Source organism: Arthrobacter sp. FW305-BF8 (genome assembly GCF_021789315.1).
In the GTDB taxonomy this organism is placed as follows: domain Bacteria; phylum Actinomycetota; class Actinomycetes; order Actinomycetales; family Micrococcaceae; genus Arthrobacter.
In genome coordinates this window covers 2,959,926-2,973,913 of the sequence record NZ_CP084561.1, presented here as the reverse complement: position 1 = coordinate 2,973,913, position 13,988 = coordinate 2,959,926, and the positions used below count along the sequence as shown (strand labels likewise).

The window sequence follows — 13,988 nt, the reverse complement described above, 5'->3', positions numbered from 1 at the left end:
AGCATAGTGACCGATGCAATGGTGGTGTCACTACTCACCAGGCCAACGGGGGCCTGGTGTCTCTGAGGGAGTGCTAGTGACAACTCGTACTGATTCACCGCTGGCTGATGCGGACGGCGCCGTCGTCGAACCGGAACAGCTGCGAAGGGCAACACTTGCCAGCTCCGTAGGCTCCGCTCTGGAGTATTACGACTTTTACATCTACGGCCTGGCTTCGGCCCTCATCTTCGGGCCGCTGTTCTTCAAGCCGCTCGGCGATGAAGGTGCGCTGATCGCATCGTTCGCCACGTATGGCGTGGGCTTCGCTGCCCGGCCCTTCGGCGGCATCGTCTTCGGCTACATCGGAGACCGCTTCGGCCGGAAAATGGTGCTGATCCTGACCATCGGCCTGATGGGTACCGCCAGCTTTGCGATCGGCCTGCTGCCGACGTTCGAGCAGGCAGGAATGCTGGGGGCGGTGCTCCTGGTCATCCTCCGGATCGTCCAGGGCCTCGGTGCCGGTGCAGAGCAGGCCGGCGCAACGACGCTGATCTCCGAAGTGGCTCCGCGCCGCCGTCGTGGTTTCTTTGCCTCACTGCCGTTCGTGGGGATCCAGCTGGGCACCCTCCTGGGTGCCGGCACCTTCGCCCTCATCGCGACCGCTGACAAGGCGGTCCTCGAAGGATGGCTCTGGCGTGTGCCCTTCCTGGCCAGCGTGATCCTTATCGCCGTCGCGGTCTTCATCCGCCTGCGGCTCAAGGAAACTCCCGTGTTCCAGGAGCTTGAGAAGCACAAGAACGTGGTCAAGAACCCGGTGGGCCAGCTCTGGAAGCACTCCAAGAAGAACGTGCTGGTGGGCATCGGCCTCCGCATGGGCGAGAACGGCAATTCCTCCATCTACTCTGCGCTGCTGGTGGCGTTTCTGGCAGCCCCGGCGGGCGTTTTTCCCGGCGACAAGTTCATCGGTCCGGTGGGGCTCCTGATCGCCGCCGGTTTTGCCGCCGTCATGGTGGTCACCTTCGGTGCGCTGTCCGACCGCTTCGGCCGCGTCCCGGTCTACCGCTACGGCGCCCTGTTCCAGGCTGTCATCGCCTTCCCGGCGTTCTACCTCGTGACCCTCGGCAACGTCACCCTTGTGTGGGTTGTCATGGTGGTTGGCATCGCTCTCGGCGTGCAGTCCATGCTGGGACCGCAGTGCCCCCTGCTGCCTGAACTGTTTGGATCACAGTACCGGTTCACGGGTGTCGCCATGGCGCGCGAACTCTCCGCGGTGCTGGCCGGCGGGCTGGTTCCGCTGGTGGGAGCGGCGCTGCTCGCGGCCACTGGATACTCCTGGCTGGTGCTGGCCATCTACTCGCTGGTGCTTGCCCTGATCTCCTTCGTGAGCACCTTCTTCACGCCGGAAACCAAGGGCCGCGACCTTGTGGCCATCGAGGACGCCCGCTAGAAGCCACACAGCGCGAACGTACACTTGCGGTCCCTCCCGGCAACGGGTTGGGGCCACGGGTGTACGTTCGCGCTTCGGTGTTGGGGGCAACAGGAGAGCCGGGCAACCTTTGGCTGCCCGGCTCTCCGGTGTCTCCCGCTGCAGGGGCGCTTTAGTGGAAGGACGCTTTAGTAGAAGTGGACCGTATCCACGAGGTGGGGAAGTTCGCCGCCGTCGAGGAATGTCCTGAGGTTGCTGCAGAAGCGCTCGGCGATCAGGCGGTTCTCGGCTGCGCTCAGTGCCGAGGTGTGGGGCGAGACCATGACACGCGGGTGGTTCCACAGGGGGCTGTCCTGCGGCAGCGGCTCGACGGGGAACACGTCCAGGCACGCGTAGGCCACCTGTCCGTTCTCCAGCGCCTCGAGCAGCGCGTCCTCGTCCACCACCGTTCCGCGGCCAACATTCACGAATACGGTGCCGGGCTTCATGGCCGCGAAGACCTCGCGGTTGAAAAGCCTTTCCGTGTACGGCGTGCCCGGGAGGGTGTTCACCACAGCGTCGGCGGAGGCGAGCAGCCCGGCCAGTCCGTTGTTGTCCGCCACTTCCTCGATGCCCTCGATCGGCTCCACGGAGCGCTTGGTGCCGCTGACCTTCATGCCGAGTGCACGGGCGATGCGGGCGGTTTCCAGCCCGATCTCGCCGAGCCCCGTGACCACCAGCGAGGAGCCATTGACCAGCTTGGTGGGTATCCGCAGTTCCGGCCACACCTTGGCGGCCTGGTCCTGGGCGAGCTCCGCGGTCCGCTTGAAGCCATTGAGGATGCCCAGGGCCGCAAATTCGGCGAGGGGGAGGGCGTGAACGCCTGCGGATGTGGTCACTTTGAACTTGTTCAGGGTTTCGGCGTCGAGGCCGGAGGCTTTGACCGCTCCGCCGGCACCTGCCGCCATGGCGTGGATCCACTGCAGGCGCGGGTTTTCCCTGGCGATCCGCGCCAGGCCGGCGGGGTTTTCGTTCGGGAAGCCGTACAGCACGTCGGCCTTGCCCAGCATCTCCCAGTAGCGCTCCTCCTGCTCAGGCGTGCGCTTGAAGGCGGGGTCGCCGGCATGGTCTGCCGGGAACCGTTCGGGCGGCAGCAGATCGGGTTCGTAGAGAACGGTTACGGAGGGATCTACGGCGCGGATGCGTTCCACGAACTCGGCTTCGAGCGGGACGGCGATCGCGACGGTGGTTTCAGTCGTCATGCTGTTCATCATACTGAATAGAGGCTAGAATACTGAACAGATTTGGGAAGATTGACCACAACGACGTGAGGACTCGCTGCACATGAATATACAGAGGGCAGGCTTCGTTGGCCTGGGCCTGATGGGAGCGCCGATGGCCGCGAACCTCGTACTGAAGGGCTGGGCGGTTACGGCATGGAACCGGTCGCCTGGCGCTCTGGATTATCTCCGCCAGCTCGGCGGATCCGGTGCGGACAGCGTGGTCCAGCTCAGGGACGAGCCGGTAATCGTCTTCATGCTGCCGGACCTCGCCTACATTGAGGAGGCGGCATCCGGACTCCTCGAGAGCTGGAAGTCAGCACCGCCGGCCGCCGGCACAGCCGTGGTGGTCATGAGCAGCGTTTCCCCCACATCGGTCAAAGCTTTTGGGCAGAGGGTCCGGGAGGCCAGTTCAGGCCATGCCGTAGTGGTGGACGCGCCGGTCAGCGGCGGCACGAACGGTGCGATCGATGGCACGCTGGCCATTATGGCCGGCGCGGACCACGAAGCCGACTTCCGGCGGCTGCTTCCGCTCTTCGAGGCCATGGGCACCACCGTGCGGCTCCTGGGTCCGCTCGGCGCCGGATCGTTGGCTAAGGCGTGCAACCAGCTGGTGGTAGGAACGACGACGGCGGCACTCGCCGAAGCGGCCGAGCTCGCCGAACGGTCGGGCGTCGATGTCGCGGCCCTCTATGAGGTCCTGTCCGGCGGCCTCGCCGGCAGCCGCGTCCTGGACCAGGTGGGCCCGCGGATGGCCCGGAAGGACTACACCCCAACCGGCCCGGCAAAGTTCATGCACAAGGACCTGTCCTTTGTCGTGGAGTCCGCCGACACCGCCGGGTCGGCCGCCCCAATGGCACGGGCTGGCGTCGAACTTTACGCCGAACTCAAACGGCAGGGCCTGGGGGACCAGGACCTGGCCGTGGTGCGGCAAACCATTTCAAACCTCAGCAGGATGGGTGCCGTGAGCGCCGCAGAAGGGACCTCTTCATGACTTCACTTTTTGATTTGACCGGGCGGGTTGCCTTGGTGACTGGTTCGAGCCGGGGGATTGGTAATGCGTTGGCGCGGGCTTTGGCTGATGCGGGGGCGACGGTGGTGTTGAACGGTGTGAATGCTGAGCGGTTGAAGGCCGCGGAGGCGGCGATGGCCGCGGAGTACGCGCCGGGCCGGGTGCACAGTGTTGCGTTTGATGTCACTGACGATGCTGCGGCCGCGGCCGGGGTGGCGTGGGTGGAGGAGCATGTGGGCCCGTTGGAGGTCCTGGTGAACAATGCCGGGATCCAGCACCGGGTGCCGATGCTGGAGCTGGATGTGAAGGACTGGGAGCGGGTGATCTCCACGGACCTGACCAGCGCGTTCCTGGTGGGGAGGGAGGCGGGCCGGCACATGATTCCCAGGGGGCACGGGAAGATCATTAACATCTGTTCGGTGCAGACGGACCTGGCCCGGCCCACGATCGCCCCGTATGTGGCGGCGAAGGGCGGGCTGCGGAACCTGACCCGGGCGATGACCGCGGAGTGGGCGGGTGCCGGGCTGCAGATTAACGGGATCGCGCCGGGGTATATCCATACCGAGATGACGCAGAACCTGGTGGATGATGAGCAGTTCAATGCCTGGATCCTGGGCCGGACCCCGGCGGCGCGGTGGGGCACGGTGCAGGATCTGGCCGGCCCGGCGGTGTGGCTGGCCTCGTCCGGGTCTGATTTCGTGAACGGGCAGACGATCTTTATCGACGGCGGAATGACGGTGGTGGTCTGATGACACACACAACAGAATCTTCAACAACAGGCACGTCAGCAGCAGCAACGGCGGAAACGGCAGCAACGGCAGCGGCCGAAAGTGAGCTGCCGGTTTCGGGTCCGGCGGTGGTCGCGCACGCCAAGGGTGACCTGCGGATCGAGGACGTCCCGCTGACGGCCCCGGCCCCGGACGAGGCCGTGGTCGAGGTGCTGTATGGCGGGATTTGCGGGTCGGACCTGCATTACTGGCTGCACGGCGCGGCGGGCGAGTCGATCCTGAGGGCGCCCCTGGTGCTGGGCCATGAGATCAGCGGCCGGGTGGTCAGGGCCGCCGCCAATGGTGCGGGGCCTGCTGCGGGGACGCCGGTGGCGGTGCACCCGGCCACCCCGGGCCCGGGGACGGGCCCGGACGCGCCGCGGTATCCGGCGGACCGGCCGAACCTGTCCCCGGGGTGCACGTACCTGGGGTCCGCGGCGCGGTTCCCGCACACGGACGGGGCGTTCAGCCGGTACGTGAACCTGCCGGTCCGGATGCTCCGGGCCCTCCCGGCGACCCTGGACCTGCGCACCGCGGCTTTGATCGAACCGGCGTCGGTGGCCTGGCACGCGGTGGCCCGGGCCGGGGACGTGGCCGGCAAGACCGCGCTCGTGATCGGGTCCGGCCCGATCGGGGCGTTGGTGGTCGCGGTGCTCAAACGCGCCGGCGCGGCCCGGATCGTCGCGGTCGACATGCATGAGAAACCGTTGGAGATCGCCACGGCGGTGGGCGCGGACGAGGTCCTGAACGCCGCCGATGGTGAGGCGATCGCCAGGGTGCAGGCCGACGTCGTGATTGAATCCTCCGGGAACCACCACGGCCTGGCCTCCGCGATCCAGGGCGCGGCCCGGGGCGGGACCGTGGTCATGGTCGGGCTGCTGCCCACCGGAGCGCAGCCGGTCCTGATCTCCCTGGCCATCACCCGGGAACTGGACCTCAAAGGCTCGTTCCGGTTCAACGACGAAATCGACGAGGTCATCACCGCCCTCGCCGACGGCACCCTCACCATCGACCCGGTCATCACCCACGACTACCCCGTCACCGACGCCCTCGAAGCCTTCGACACCGCCCGCAACTCCGCCCAATCCGGCAAAGTCCTCCTCAACTTCGCCGGGTAACGCGGGCCAAAGGGAGTTAGGCGGACTGCGTCCGCGGCTGCAGGGGAACGAAAACCCTCGGCTGCTCCACCCAGACGGGCTCCATTTCCGAGATGGTACGGCGCATGATCCTGCTCGACGCCTCGCGGGCCTCCGCTGCATTGCCCCCATAGATGGCTTCGGCCACATCGAGGTGCCACTGCAGCGTGAGGTCCCGGGGCCGGTCGGGCATGAGACCGTGCACCGTGCGCCCCGTCAGGGTTTCGGCCACCTGGCCCACGAGGTTGGCAAACATCTCGTTGCCGGAGCCGCTGAGCAGCAGGGAGTGGAACTGGATGTCCAGTTCCAGGAAACGCGGCACGTCGCCGGCCTGGCCGGCGTCGCGCATGGCCAGGGCCACGTCGAGCAGTTCCTGCCGCAGGTCCTGCGGCGCGTTGGCCGCTGCGAGTTCGGCGGCCACGGGCTCGACGGCGGAGCGCAGTTCCGCGAGGGACCGCAGCTGGGCACCGCGCCCTTCCCCGGCCAGCCGCCAACGGATCACGAGCGGATCGAACGGGTTCCAGCGGTGCGCCGGCAGGACCTTGATGCCCACGCGCTTGGTGGTCTCCACCAGGCCCAGCGACTGCAGCACGCGGACGGCTTCCCGGATAACAGACCGGGATACCTGCAGTTCGTCCTCCAACTGCTCCGCCAGCATCACATGCCCTGGCGGGAGGCTGCCGTCGACGATTCTGGTACCCAGGTGCTCGACGGCACGGTGGTGGAGGCTGGTTGACATAGTGGTAAGCATAATCGGGCCGGAAGGCTTTGTTCCCAGCAACCGGAAGAGTCTGGACGCCGCGGGAGAGGCACGTCATAGACTTTTTATGGCGCGGCTGGCGTCCAAGGAGTGGTCACCCGCTTTCGCACTCGTCCCCGAATATATATGCTTTATTCACAGCCCACTTTTCTCAAGGCGTGTTCCGCGGCACCCGCGGGATGCAATGCACACATGTTGCACACACTGAATTGGAGTTTTTGATGTCAGCACACATCGGTGTCACCGGCCTCGCGGTGATGGGCGCCAACCTCGCCCGCAACCTGGCCCGCAACGGCTTCACCGTTGCCCTGCACAACCGCTCGGTTGAAAAGACCGACGCCCTCCTGGAGAAGCACGGCACGGACGGCGACTTCGTGCGCACGGAAACGCTGCAGGAGCTGGTGGACTCCCTGGAGAAGCCGCGCCGCGTGCTCATCATGGTCAAGGCCGGCAAACCGGTTGACGCCGTCATCGACCAGCTCGTTCCGCTGCTGGAACCGGGCGACATCGTGATCGACGCCGGCAACTCGCACTACGAGGACACCCGCCGCCGGGAATCCGCGCTGGCCGAGAAGGACCTGCACTTCGTGGGCGTAGGCGTCTCCGGCGGTGAGGAAGGCGCCCTCAACGGCCCGTCCATCATGCCCGGCGGCTCCAGGGAGTCCTACGACGCCCTCGGGCCGCTGCTGGAAAAGATCTCCGCCAAGGTTGACGGCCAGCCGTGCTGCGCCTGGATCGGCACCGACGGCGCCGGCCACTTCGTCAAGATGGTGCACAACGGCATTGAATACGCCGACATGCAGGTCATCGGCGAGGCGTTCGATCTCCTGCGCTCCGGCGCCGGCATCGAGCCCGCCGAACAGTCCAAGATCTTCGCCGACTGGAACAAGGGCGAGCTTGCCTCCTTCCTGATCGAAATCTCGGCAGAGGTCCTCGGCCACGTGGACGCCAAGACCGGCAAGCCGTTCGTCGACGTCGTCGTGGACGCCGCCGGCCAGAAGGGCACCGGCCGCTGGACGGTCATCTCCGCGCTCGAACTGGGCTCCCCGGTTTCAGGCATCGCCGAGTCTGTTTTCGCCCGCGCCCTGTCCTCCCAGGCGGAGCAGCGCAAACTCGGCCAGGAACTGCTGGCCGGCGAGGAAATCGCCGTCGAGATCCCCGAAAACTTCGTCGAGGACGTCCGCCAGGCGCTGTACGCCTCCAAGCTGGTCTCCTACGCCCAGGGCCTGGACATGCTGACTTCCTCCGCCAAGGAATACGGCTGGGACCTCAAGCTGGACGAGATCGCCTCGCTGTGGCGCGGCGGCTGCATCATCCGTGCAGAGCTGCTCAAGGAAATCACCAAGGCCTACGCCGCGGAGCAGAAGCCGGCCAACCTGCTGTTTGCCCCGGCCTTCACCAAGGCCATCGCCGAAGCACTCCCGGCCTGGCGCCGCGTGGTGGCCACCGCCGTGCAGCTCGGCATCCCGGTCCCGGTGTTCTCCTCCTCGCTGGCCTACTACGACGGCCTGCGCCGCAAGCGCCTCGCCGCCGCGGTCATCCAGGGCCAGCGCGACCTCTTCGGCGCGCACACCTACGGCCGCGTCGACGCCGAGGGCACGTTCCACACGCTGTGGGGCGAGGACAAGTCCGAGGTCGAGGCAGTGGACACCCACTAGCCACAGCCGCGCATAACGCAGGAACGGCCGGCCCTCCCGGATACTCTGGGAGGTGCCGGCCGTTCGTGCGTCCGGCTCCAGCCGTTTTTCAGGGCGACGCCGATCCGCCCCGTAGCTGATCCCCTCCAGCCGATTTATCCCGAGGAGTGCCGAGTGTCCCAGCCCGTTGCGATTGTCACCGGAGCCTCCACCGGCATCGGCTTCGAGTCGGCGAAGCTCCTCAGCGCCAAGGGGTTCACCGTCTACGCCGGAGCCAGGCGGGTGGACAGGATGGAACCGCTCAAGGCGTTGGGGATAAGGGTCCTGCCGCTGGACGTCACGGATGACGCGTCCATGCAGAGCCTGGTGGCCACGGTCACCCGGGAGCAGGGGCGGATCGACGTCCTGGTGAATAATGCCGGGTTCGGCTCCTTCGGTGCGCTGGAGGAGATGGAACTGGCGGAAGGCCGCCGGCAGTTCGACGTGAACGTCTTTGGCCTGGCGCGGATGACGCAGCTGGTCCTGCCCTCAATGCGTGCCGCGGGGAGGGGCAGGATCATCAACATTTCCTCCATCGGAGGCAAGTTCTATGAGCCGCTCGGCACCTGGTACCACGCCACCAAGTTCGCCGTGGAAGGACTCAGCGATGCGCTGCGGCTGGAACTGAAACCGCACGGGATCAGCGTGTCCATCATCGAGCCCGCCAGCACGGTCACCGAGTGGGGCCGCATTGCGGCCGCGGGGCTGCTGGCCGGCTCGGGCGACGGGCCGTACGCGGCCCAGGCGAGGGAGATGGCGGCCGTGCTCACGTCCACGGGGAGGCCTGCGACGTCCACCCAGCCCCACGTCGTCGCCGGAGCGGTGCTGCAGGCCGCCACCGCCGCCCGTCCCCGGACCCGCTACCCGGTGGGCAGGGGTGCCGCTGCCATCACGGGACTGCGGCGGCTCCTGCCCGACCGGGTCTACGACCTGGCGGTGACGGCGGTGCTGAAACGCGTGGCCCGCTGAGCCGGCCGGCGCCTAAAAGCACAGGCGCTCCGACGTAAGGGATCAGATCCTGTATTCGATGTAATACTCGGCCGGGTCCACGGCGGGCTTGGTTTCCCGCAGGGCGTCGCGGTGCCGCCAGCTCGCGGGGATGCCGGTGATTATGGACTCCGCCGGGGCGTCCTTGACCACGACGGCGTTCGCCCCCACGGCGCTGTCGTTGCCGATGGTGATCGGTCCCAGGACTTTGGCCCCAGCGCCGATGGTCACCCGGTCCCCGATGGTGGGGTGGCGCTTGACCTTCGCGAGGGAGCGGCCGCCGAGAGTGACGCCATGGTAGATCATGACGTCCTCGCCGATTTCGGCCGTTTCGCCGATGACCACGCCCATGCCGTGGTCGATGAAAAAGCGGCGTCCGATCGTGGCACCCGGATGGATTTCGATGCCCGTCAGGAAGCGTGTCAGCTGCGAAATGAGCCGGGCCGGGAACCGCGTGGACGGGTCCTGCCACAGCTTGTGCGTCAGGCGGTGCGCCCAGATGGCGTGCAGCCCGGAGTACGCGAAAAAGTTCTCAAAAGAACCTCGAGCCGCCGGGTCGTGGGACCGGGCGGCGTCGAGGTCTTCCTTAAGTCTTGCGAAGAAACCCACAAAGATCTTTCTACAGGAAACGGAAAGCGGCTGGCTAAGGTCTAGCCCCGGATGTCGTCATAGAGCACGGTGGAGATGTAACGCTCACCGAAGTCGCAGACGACCGCCACGATCAGCTTGCCGGCGTTTTCCGGGCGCTTGGCCAGTTCGAGGGCGCCCCACACGATGGCGCCCGAGGAGATGCCGCCCAGGATGCCTTCCTTGATGCCGAGCTCGCGGGCCACGGCCACCGAGTCCTCCAGGGTGGCGTCGAGGACCTCATCGTAGACGTTGGTGTCCAGGAGTTCCGGGATGAAGTTGGCGCCGAGGCCCTGGATCTTGTGCGGGCCGGGGGCACCGCCGTTCAAAATGGCGGAGTCCTTGGGTTCAACGGCCACGATCTGGACGCCCGGCTTGCGCTCCTTCAGGACCTGCCCGACGCCGGTGATGGTCCCGCCGGTGCCGATGCCGGAGACAAAGATGTCTACCTTGCCGTCGGTGTCGGCCCAGACTTCCTCGGCCGTGGTTTCACGGTGGATCTGCGGGTTGGCCTCGTTGGCGAACTGCTGGGCCCAGATGGAATTCTCCGTGTTGGCGACGATCTCCTGGGCTTTCTCCACTGCGCCACGCATGCCTTCGGAACCCGGGGTCAGCACGATCTCGGCGCCGAAGGCACGGAGCATCACACGGCGCTCGGTGGACATGGTTTCCGGCATGGTCAGGATGACCTTGTAGCCGCGGGCTGCGCCCACCATGGCCAGGGCGATGCCGGTGTTGCCGGAGGTGCCTTCGACGATGGTTCCGCCCGGCTTCAGCACGCCGGACTTCTCAGCGGCGTCGATGATTGCGACGCCGATGCGGTCCTTAACGCTGTTGGCCGGGTTGTAGAACTCAAGCTTGACCGCAACGGTGGCGTCCAGGCCTTCCGTCAGGCGGTTGAGCTTGACCAGCGGGGTGCCGCCCACCAGCTGTGTTACATCGTCGTAGATCCGTGCCATGTGTACTTGCGCCTATCTCTCAGGAAGGAATACTTTGGTCAGCCTAACGAGGGGGTCAGCGCCGCTGCTACGCATTAAGCCATGCAGAGTAATATTTCCGGGCCTTGGCCAGCTTCGGGTTAATAATGACCTGGCAATACCCCTGCTCAGGGAACTTGGCGTAGTAGTCCTGGTGGATGTCCTCCGCCGGAAAGAACACAGGGAGCCGGCTGACCTCGGTCACAATCGGCCGGGACCAGAGCGCCTGGTTCCGTTCGATCGCCTCCTCGAAGAGGATCTTCTCCTCGGTGGTCTCGTAAAACATTGACGAACGGTACTGCGTGCCGACGTCGTACCCCTGCCGGTTGAGCGTGGTGGGGTCGTGCAGGGCGAAGAACATGTCCAGGATGACCTCGGCCGGGATGACATCCTCATCGAAGGTCACGGCCACCACCTCCGCGTGCCCCGTGGTGCCGGAGCAAACGGAGTAGTAATCCGGGTTGCGCTCATGGCCGCCGGTGTACCCCGAAACCACGGACGTGACGCCCTTCGTTTTCTGGTAGACGGCGTCCAGGCACCAGAAGCAGCCCCCGCCAAGCACAAAAGTTCTCATGTCCTCTTTACTCATGTCCTCTTTAATGGTCAGCGGCCGCCAATGATTCCCCAGCCAACCCTAGGGTCATATACCGGGCACAGGCCAGAGCCGACTGTAGGGTAAAAATATGAGTATGGAACCTGTGAACAGTGACGTTGCAGCGGAACCGGAAGACGCTCCCGACGCCGCGGAGTCACCCGCCGCTGCAACCCTGGGGCAGCTCATGCTGGCCGTGGAGGAACTCTGGCCGGAGTCGCTGGCAGAGTCATGGGACGAGGTGGGCCTCGTGGCCGGCCATCCGTCCGCCGACGTTACGCGCGTGATGTTCGCCTTGGACCCCACCATCGAGGTCATCGACGAGGCTATTGAATGGGGCGCGGAGCTGCTCATCACCCATCACCCCCTGCTCCTCAAGGGGGTCACCTCGGTTGCCGCCAACACCCCCAAAGGCCGGGCCGTCCACCGCCTGATCGAATCCGGAACGGCACTGCTGACGGTCCACACCAACGGCGACTCGGCAGTGGGCGGCGTTTCCGATGTACTGGCCGACGCCCTGGGCCTGGAAAACGTATCGCCACTGACTCCCGCAGCCGACGGTCTTCCGGAGGAAGGCATCGGGCGGGTCGGGGACTTGAGCGAGTCCATGACGCTGGGCGATTTCGCCGCGCGCGTTTTCGGCATCCTCCCGGCCGTGGCGGGAGGGGTGCGCGTGTCCGGGGACAAGGACGGCCTCGTGCAGCGGGTCGCGGTGTGCGGCGGGGCCGGGGATTCCCTCTTTGACGAGGTCCGGGCCAGCAACGCAGACCTGTACGTCACCGCGGACCTGCGCCACCACCCGGCCTCGGAAGCCAGGGAGGCTGCTGTCAATGACCGCCCGTACCTCATCGACGTCTCGCACTTCGCCAGCGAATGGCTGTGGCTCCCGGCCGCGGCCGAAGCGCTGGGCAACGTGCTTGCGGACCAGGGCCTCGACGTCGAAATACGGGTGAGCACCACCAACAGCGATCCATGGGACTTCATCCTCACTCCCGGCTAAGCCTGTCGCGCGAAGTCCATCGCAGGGCCCACGCCGGCGAGGGGCCCGCACCGAGCGCAGCGAGGTTTGGGAGCCGGTGGGGATGCGTAGCGAGGCTGGGGAGCGCGTTAGGCGCTAGAGTCTAGAAAACCCCCAACGGGGGTGCCGGCCGGAGCCGGATGGGATCAAGCGGAGGTAAAACGTGGCCAAGGCAGCACCGGCGGAACAATTGAAGTTGCTCGAGCTCCAAGGCTTGGACGCCCGGCTGAAGTCACTGTCCAACCGCCGCCGTGCCCTTGAATCCGATCCCCGGATCACCGATCTTGAGGCCGCCCTCAGCGTGGCCACCGGTGAGCTGGGCGCCGCGAAACTGGCCGTCCACGACGCCGAAGCGGAGCTGAAGCGGGCCGAAGCCGACGTGGAGCAGGTGGCTACCCGCATCGAACGGGACGAGGCAAAGCTCAACAGCGGAACCGGCCTCTCCAAGGACCTCGTCGCCCTGCAGAAGGACATAGCCTCGCTCAACAAGCGCCGTTCAGACCTGGAGGACGTGGAACTCGAGGTCCTCGAGCGGCTGGATGTCCTGCGCGAACGCCAGGCCGCCCAGCAGAGCATCGTGGACGACATCCAGGGTTCATTTGGCGGGATCCGTGCCGAGCTCGATGAGCAGATTGCGGAGATCAACGCTGAAGAGACAGTAGTCCGCGGCCAAAGAGCAGAGTTCGCAGCGGGGCTGGACGGCGGGATGCTTACGATCTACGAGAAGACGCTGGCCAGGCGCGGAGTAGGCGCGGCGCGGCTCTTCCACGGGACGTCGGAAGGATCGGGCATGCAGCTGAGCCCCGGCGACCTGGCCGAGATCAAGGCCGCCGCCGAGGACGACATCGTGTTCTGCCCGGACTCCGGCTGCATCCTGGTGCGCTCGGCCGAGTGGGTCTGATCGCCTCACCCAACTGACTGGCAGTAGATGTCGTTTTGAGGGCTCAAAACGACATCAAATGCGAGCCAGTTGGGTCAGCCCGGCAGGATGATGTTCAGGGCGTGGGCCTTGCGTGCCGTGCCCGGAACGAGTTCGGCCTGCCACTTCTCGGCCGCGGCCTTCCGCAGCTGCTCGGGGGTTTGCGGGGCCTTGCCCCGCCGCGTCAGCAGGTGCCGGGCCAGCTCGCCCCGGGTGTGCTTGGCGAAGTGGCTGACCACCTTGCGCGTCCCATTGACTTCAGTGAAGACGTTGACCGCCACGGTGTCTGCCGGCGGGGGAGTCCAGGCGGCGGCGTACGTGCTGGACCGGCAATCGACCAGCAGCTGGCCGCCGGCCATTCCGCCCAGGGCATCGGTCAGCTGCGGTTTCCAGAATGAGGCGAGGCGTCCGACGTCGGGCAGTGCCGTTGACATGGACAGCCGGTAGGCGGGCACGGAGTCGGCGAACCGGATGGCGCCCCACAGCGCGGAGATGACCAGCACCGATTCATCCGCCCGGCGCCGCTGCGCCGGCGTCATCGACCGGTAGCCCAGGGCGTCGTACAGCACACCCGAATACACCTGGTGCGCCGGGGCCGCCGGTTCGGCGTGGAGCCGGGTGTTGCGTTCGACGTCGTCCTTAAGGGAGGCGCCGACGCCCAGCAAGGCGAGGGCGTCCTCATGCGCACTGACCGTCCCCAGCGCGTCGAGCACCTTGGCCCGGTAGGTGTTCAGCGCGGGGAAACTCAACGAAGCCCAGTCCATGGCGTCACCGCGGACGGCCGGAGTCTTGCCTTCGGATGGGGGGAGCAGAATCAGCACCGTACGATCTTACCGGCCGGGTGCGCGCGGGA

General features: G+C 66.4%; 14 protein-coding genes. 8 read left to right on the top strand and 6 right to left on the bottom strand.

Features of this window, described 5'->3' with window-relative positions:
• The first annotated feature begins 76 nt into the window (after nucleotides 1-76).
• On the top strand, nucleotides 77-1,426 hold the full coding sequence (locus tag LFT45_RS13320; RefSeq protein WP_236803736.1) for an MFS transporter: 1,350 nt from the start codon (nucleotides 77-79) through the stop codon (nucleotides 1,424-1,426).
• A 167-nt stretch (nucleotides 1,427-1,593) separates the two neighbouring features.
• Here the strand turns inward: LFT45_RS13320 and LFT45_RS13315 are convergent, their stop codons facing one another.
• Complete coding sequence (locus LFT45_RS13315) at nucleotides 1,594-2,658, bottom strand: D-2-hydroxyacid dehydrogenase (RefSeq protein ID WP_336885575.1); 1,065 nt, start codon at nucleotides 2,656-2,658, stop codon at nucleotides 1,594-1,596.
• A 70-nt stretch (nucleotides 2,659-2,728) separates the two neighbouring features.
• On the opposite strand from LFT45_RS13315, the gene LFT45_RS13310 reads away from it, so the two are divergent.
• Genes LFT45_RS13310 through LFT45_RS13300 form a run of 3 tightly spaced genes read left to right on the top strand, consistent with a single transcriptional unit; the run spans nucleotide 2,729 to nucleotide 5,561 of the window.
• Nucleotides 2,729-3,658: an NAD(P)-dependent oxidoreductase gene (locus LFT45_RS13310; RefSeq protein WP_236803733.1), complete on the top strand. Its 930-nt coding sequence runs from the start codon at nucleotides 2,729-2,731 to the stop codon at nucleotides 3,656-3,658.
• Nucleotides 3,655-4,425, top strand: coding sequence for an SDR family oxidoreductase (locus LFT45_RS13305; protein ID WP_236803731.1), 771 nt, complete (start codon nucleotides 3,655-3,657; stop codon nucleotides 4,423-4,425). The genes LFT45_RS13310 and LFT45_RS13305 overlap by 4 nt, the downstream gene beginning before the upstream one ends.
• Complete coding sequence (locus LFT45_RS13300) at nucleotides 4,425-5,561, top strand: L-idonate 5-dehydrogenase (protein WP_236803730.1); 1,137 nt, start codon at nucleotides 4,425-4,427, stop codon at nucleotides 5,559-5,561. The genes LFT45_RS13305 and LFT45_RS13300 overlap by 1 nt, the downstream gene beginning before the upstream one ends.
• A gap of 16 nt (nucleotides 5,562-5,577) precedes the next feature.
• Here the strand turns inward: LFT45_RS13300 and LFT45_RS13295 are convergent, their stop codons facing one another.
• Nucleotides 5,578-6,318 (bottom strand): FadR/GntR family transcriptional regulator, encoded by a 741-nt coding sequence (locus LFT45_RS13295; protein ID WP_236803728.1) that lies wholly within the window; start codon nucleotides 6,316-6,318, stop codon nucleotides 5,578-5,580.
• Between the two features lie 242 nt (nucleotides 6,319-6,560).
• On the opposite strand from LFT45_RS13295, the gene gndA reads away from it, so the two are divergent.
• Both gndA and LFT45_RS13285 read left to right on the top strand, forming a co-directional pair.
• On the top strand, nucleotides 6,561-7,997 hold the full coding sequence (gene gndA, locus LFT45_RS13290; RefSeq protein ID WP_236803727.1) for an NADP-dependent phosphogluconate dehydrogenase: 1,437 nt from the start codon (nucleotides 6,561-6,563) through the stop codon (nucleotides 7,995-7,997).
• Nucleotides 7,998-8,150: 153 nt separating this feature from the next.
• Nucleotides 8,151-8,984, top strand: a complete 834-nt coding sequence (locus LFT45_RS13285) for an oxidoreductase (RefSeq protein WP_236803725.1) — start codon at nucleotides 8,151-8,153, stop codon at nucleotides 8,982-8,984.
• Nucleotides 8,985-9,026: 42 nt separating this feature from the next.
• Here the strand turns inward: LFT45_RS13285 and epsC are convergent, their stop codons facing one another.
• The 3 genes from epsC to msrA form a co-directional block, all read right to left on the bottom strand.
• Nucleotides 9,027-9,611 carry a serine O-acetyltransferase EpsC gene (gene epsC / locus LFT45_RS13280; RefSeq protein WP_236803723.1) on the bottom strand — a complete coding sequence of 195 codons (585 nt, stop codon included), beginning with the start codon at nucleotides 9,609-9,611 and terminating at the stop codon, nucleotides 9,027-9,029.
• Nucleotides 9,612-9,652: 41 nt separating this feature from the next.
• A complete protein-coding gene (gene cysK, locus LFT45_RS13275) occupies nucleotides 9,653-10,588 on the bottom strand; it encodes a cysteine synthase A (RefSeq protein WP_236803722.1) in 936 nt (311 codons plus the stop codon).
• 67 nt (nucleotides 10,589-10,655) lie between these two features.
• A complete protein-coding gene (gene msrA / locus LFT45_RS13270) occupies nucleotides 10,656-11,180 on the bottom strand; it encodes a peptide-methionine (S)-S-oxide reductase MsrA (RefSeq protein WP_236803720.1) in 525 nt (174 codons plus the stop codon).
• A gap of 115 nt (nucleotides 11,181-11,295) precedes the next feature.
• Here msrA and LFT45_RS13265 point away from each other — a divergent pair, with 115 nt between their 5' ends.
• Together LFT45_RS13265 and LFT45_RS13260 are read left to right on the top strand one after the other, a co-directional pair.
• Complete coding sequence (locus LFT45_RS13265) at nucleotides 11,296-12,198, top strand: Nif3-like dinuclear metal center hexameric protein (protein WP_236809341.1); 903 nt, start codon at nucleotides 11,296-11,298, stop codon at nucleotides 12,196-12,198.
• Nucleotides 12,199-12,379: 181 nt separating this feature from the next.
• Nucleotides 12,380-13,117 carry a zinc ribbon domain-containing protein gene (locus tag LFT45_RS13260; RefSeq protein ID WP_236803718.1) on the top strand — a complete coding sequence of 246 codons (738 nt, stop codon included), beginning with the start codon at nucleotides 12,380-12,382 and terminating at the stop codon, nucleotides 13,115-13,117.
• Between the two features lie 74 nt (nucleotides 13,118-13,191).
• Here LFT45_RS13260 and LFT45_RS13255 read toward each other — a convergent pair whose 3' ends face one another.
• Nucleotides 13,192-13,956, bottom strand: coding sequence for a YaaA family protein (locus LFT45_RS13255; RefSeq protein WP_236803717.1), 765 nt, complete (start codon nucleotides 13,954-13,956; stop codon nucleotides 13,192-13,194).
• Nucleotides 13,957-13,988 lie beyond the last annotated feature (32 nt).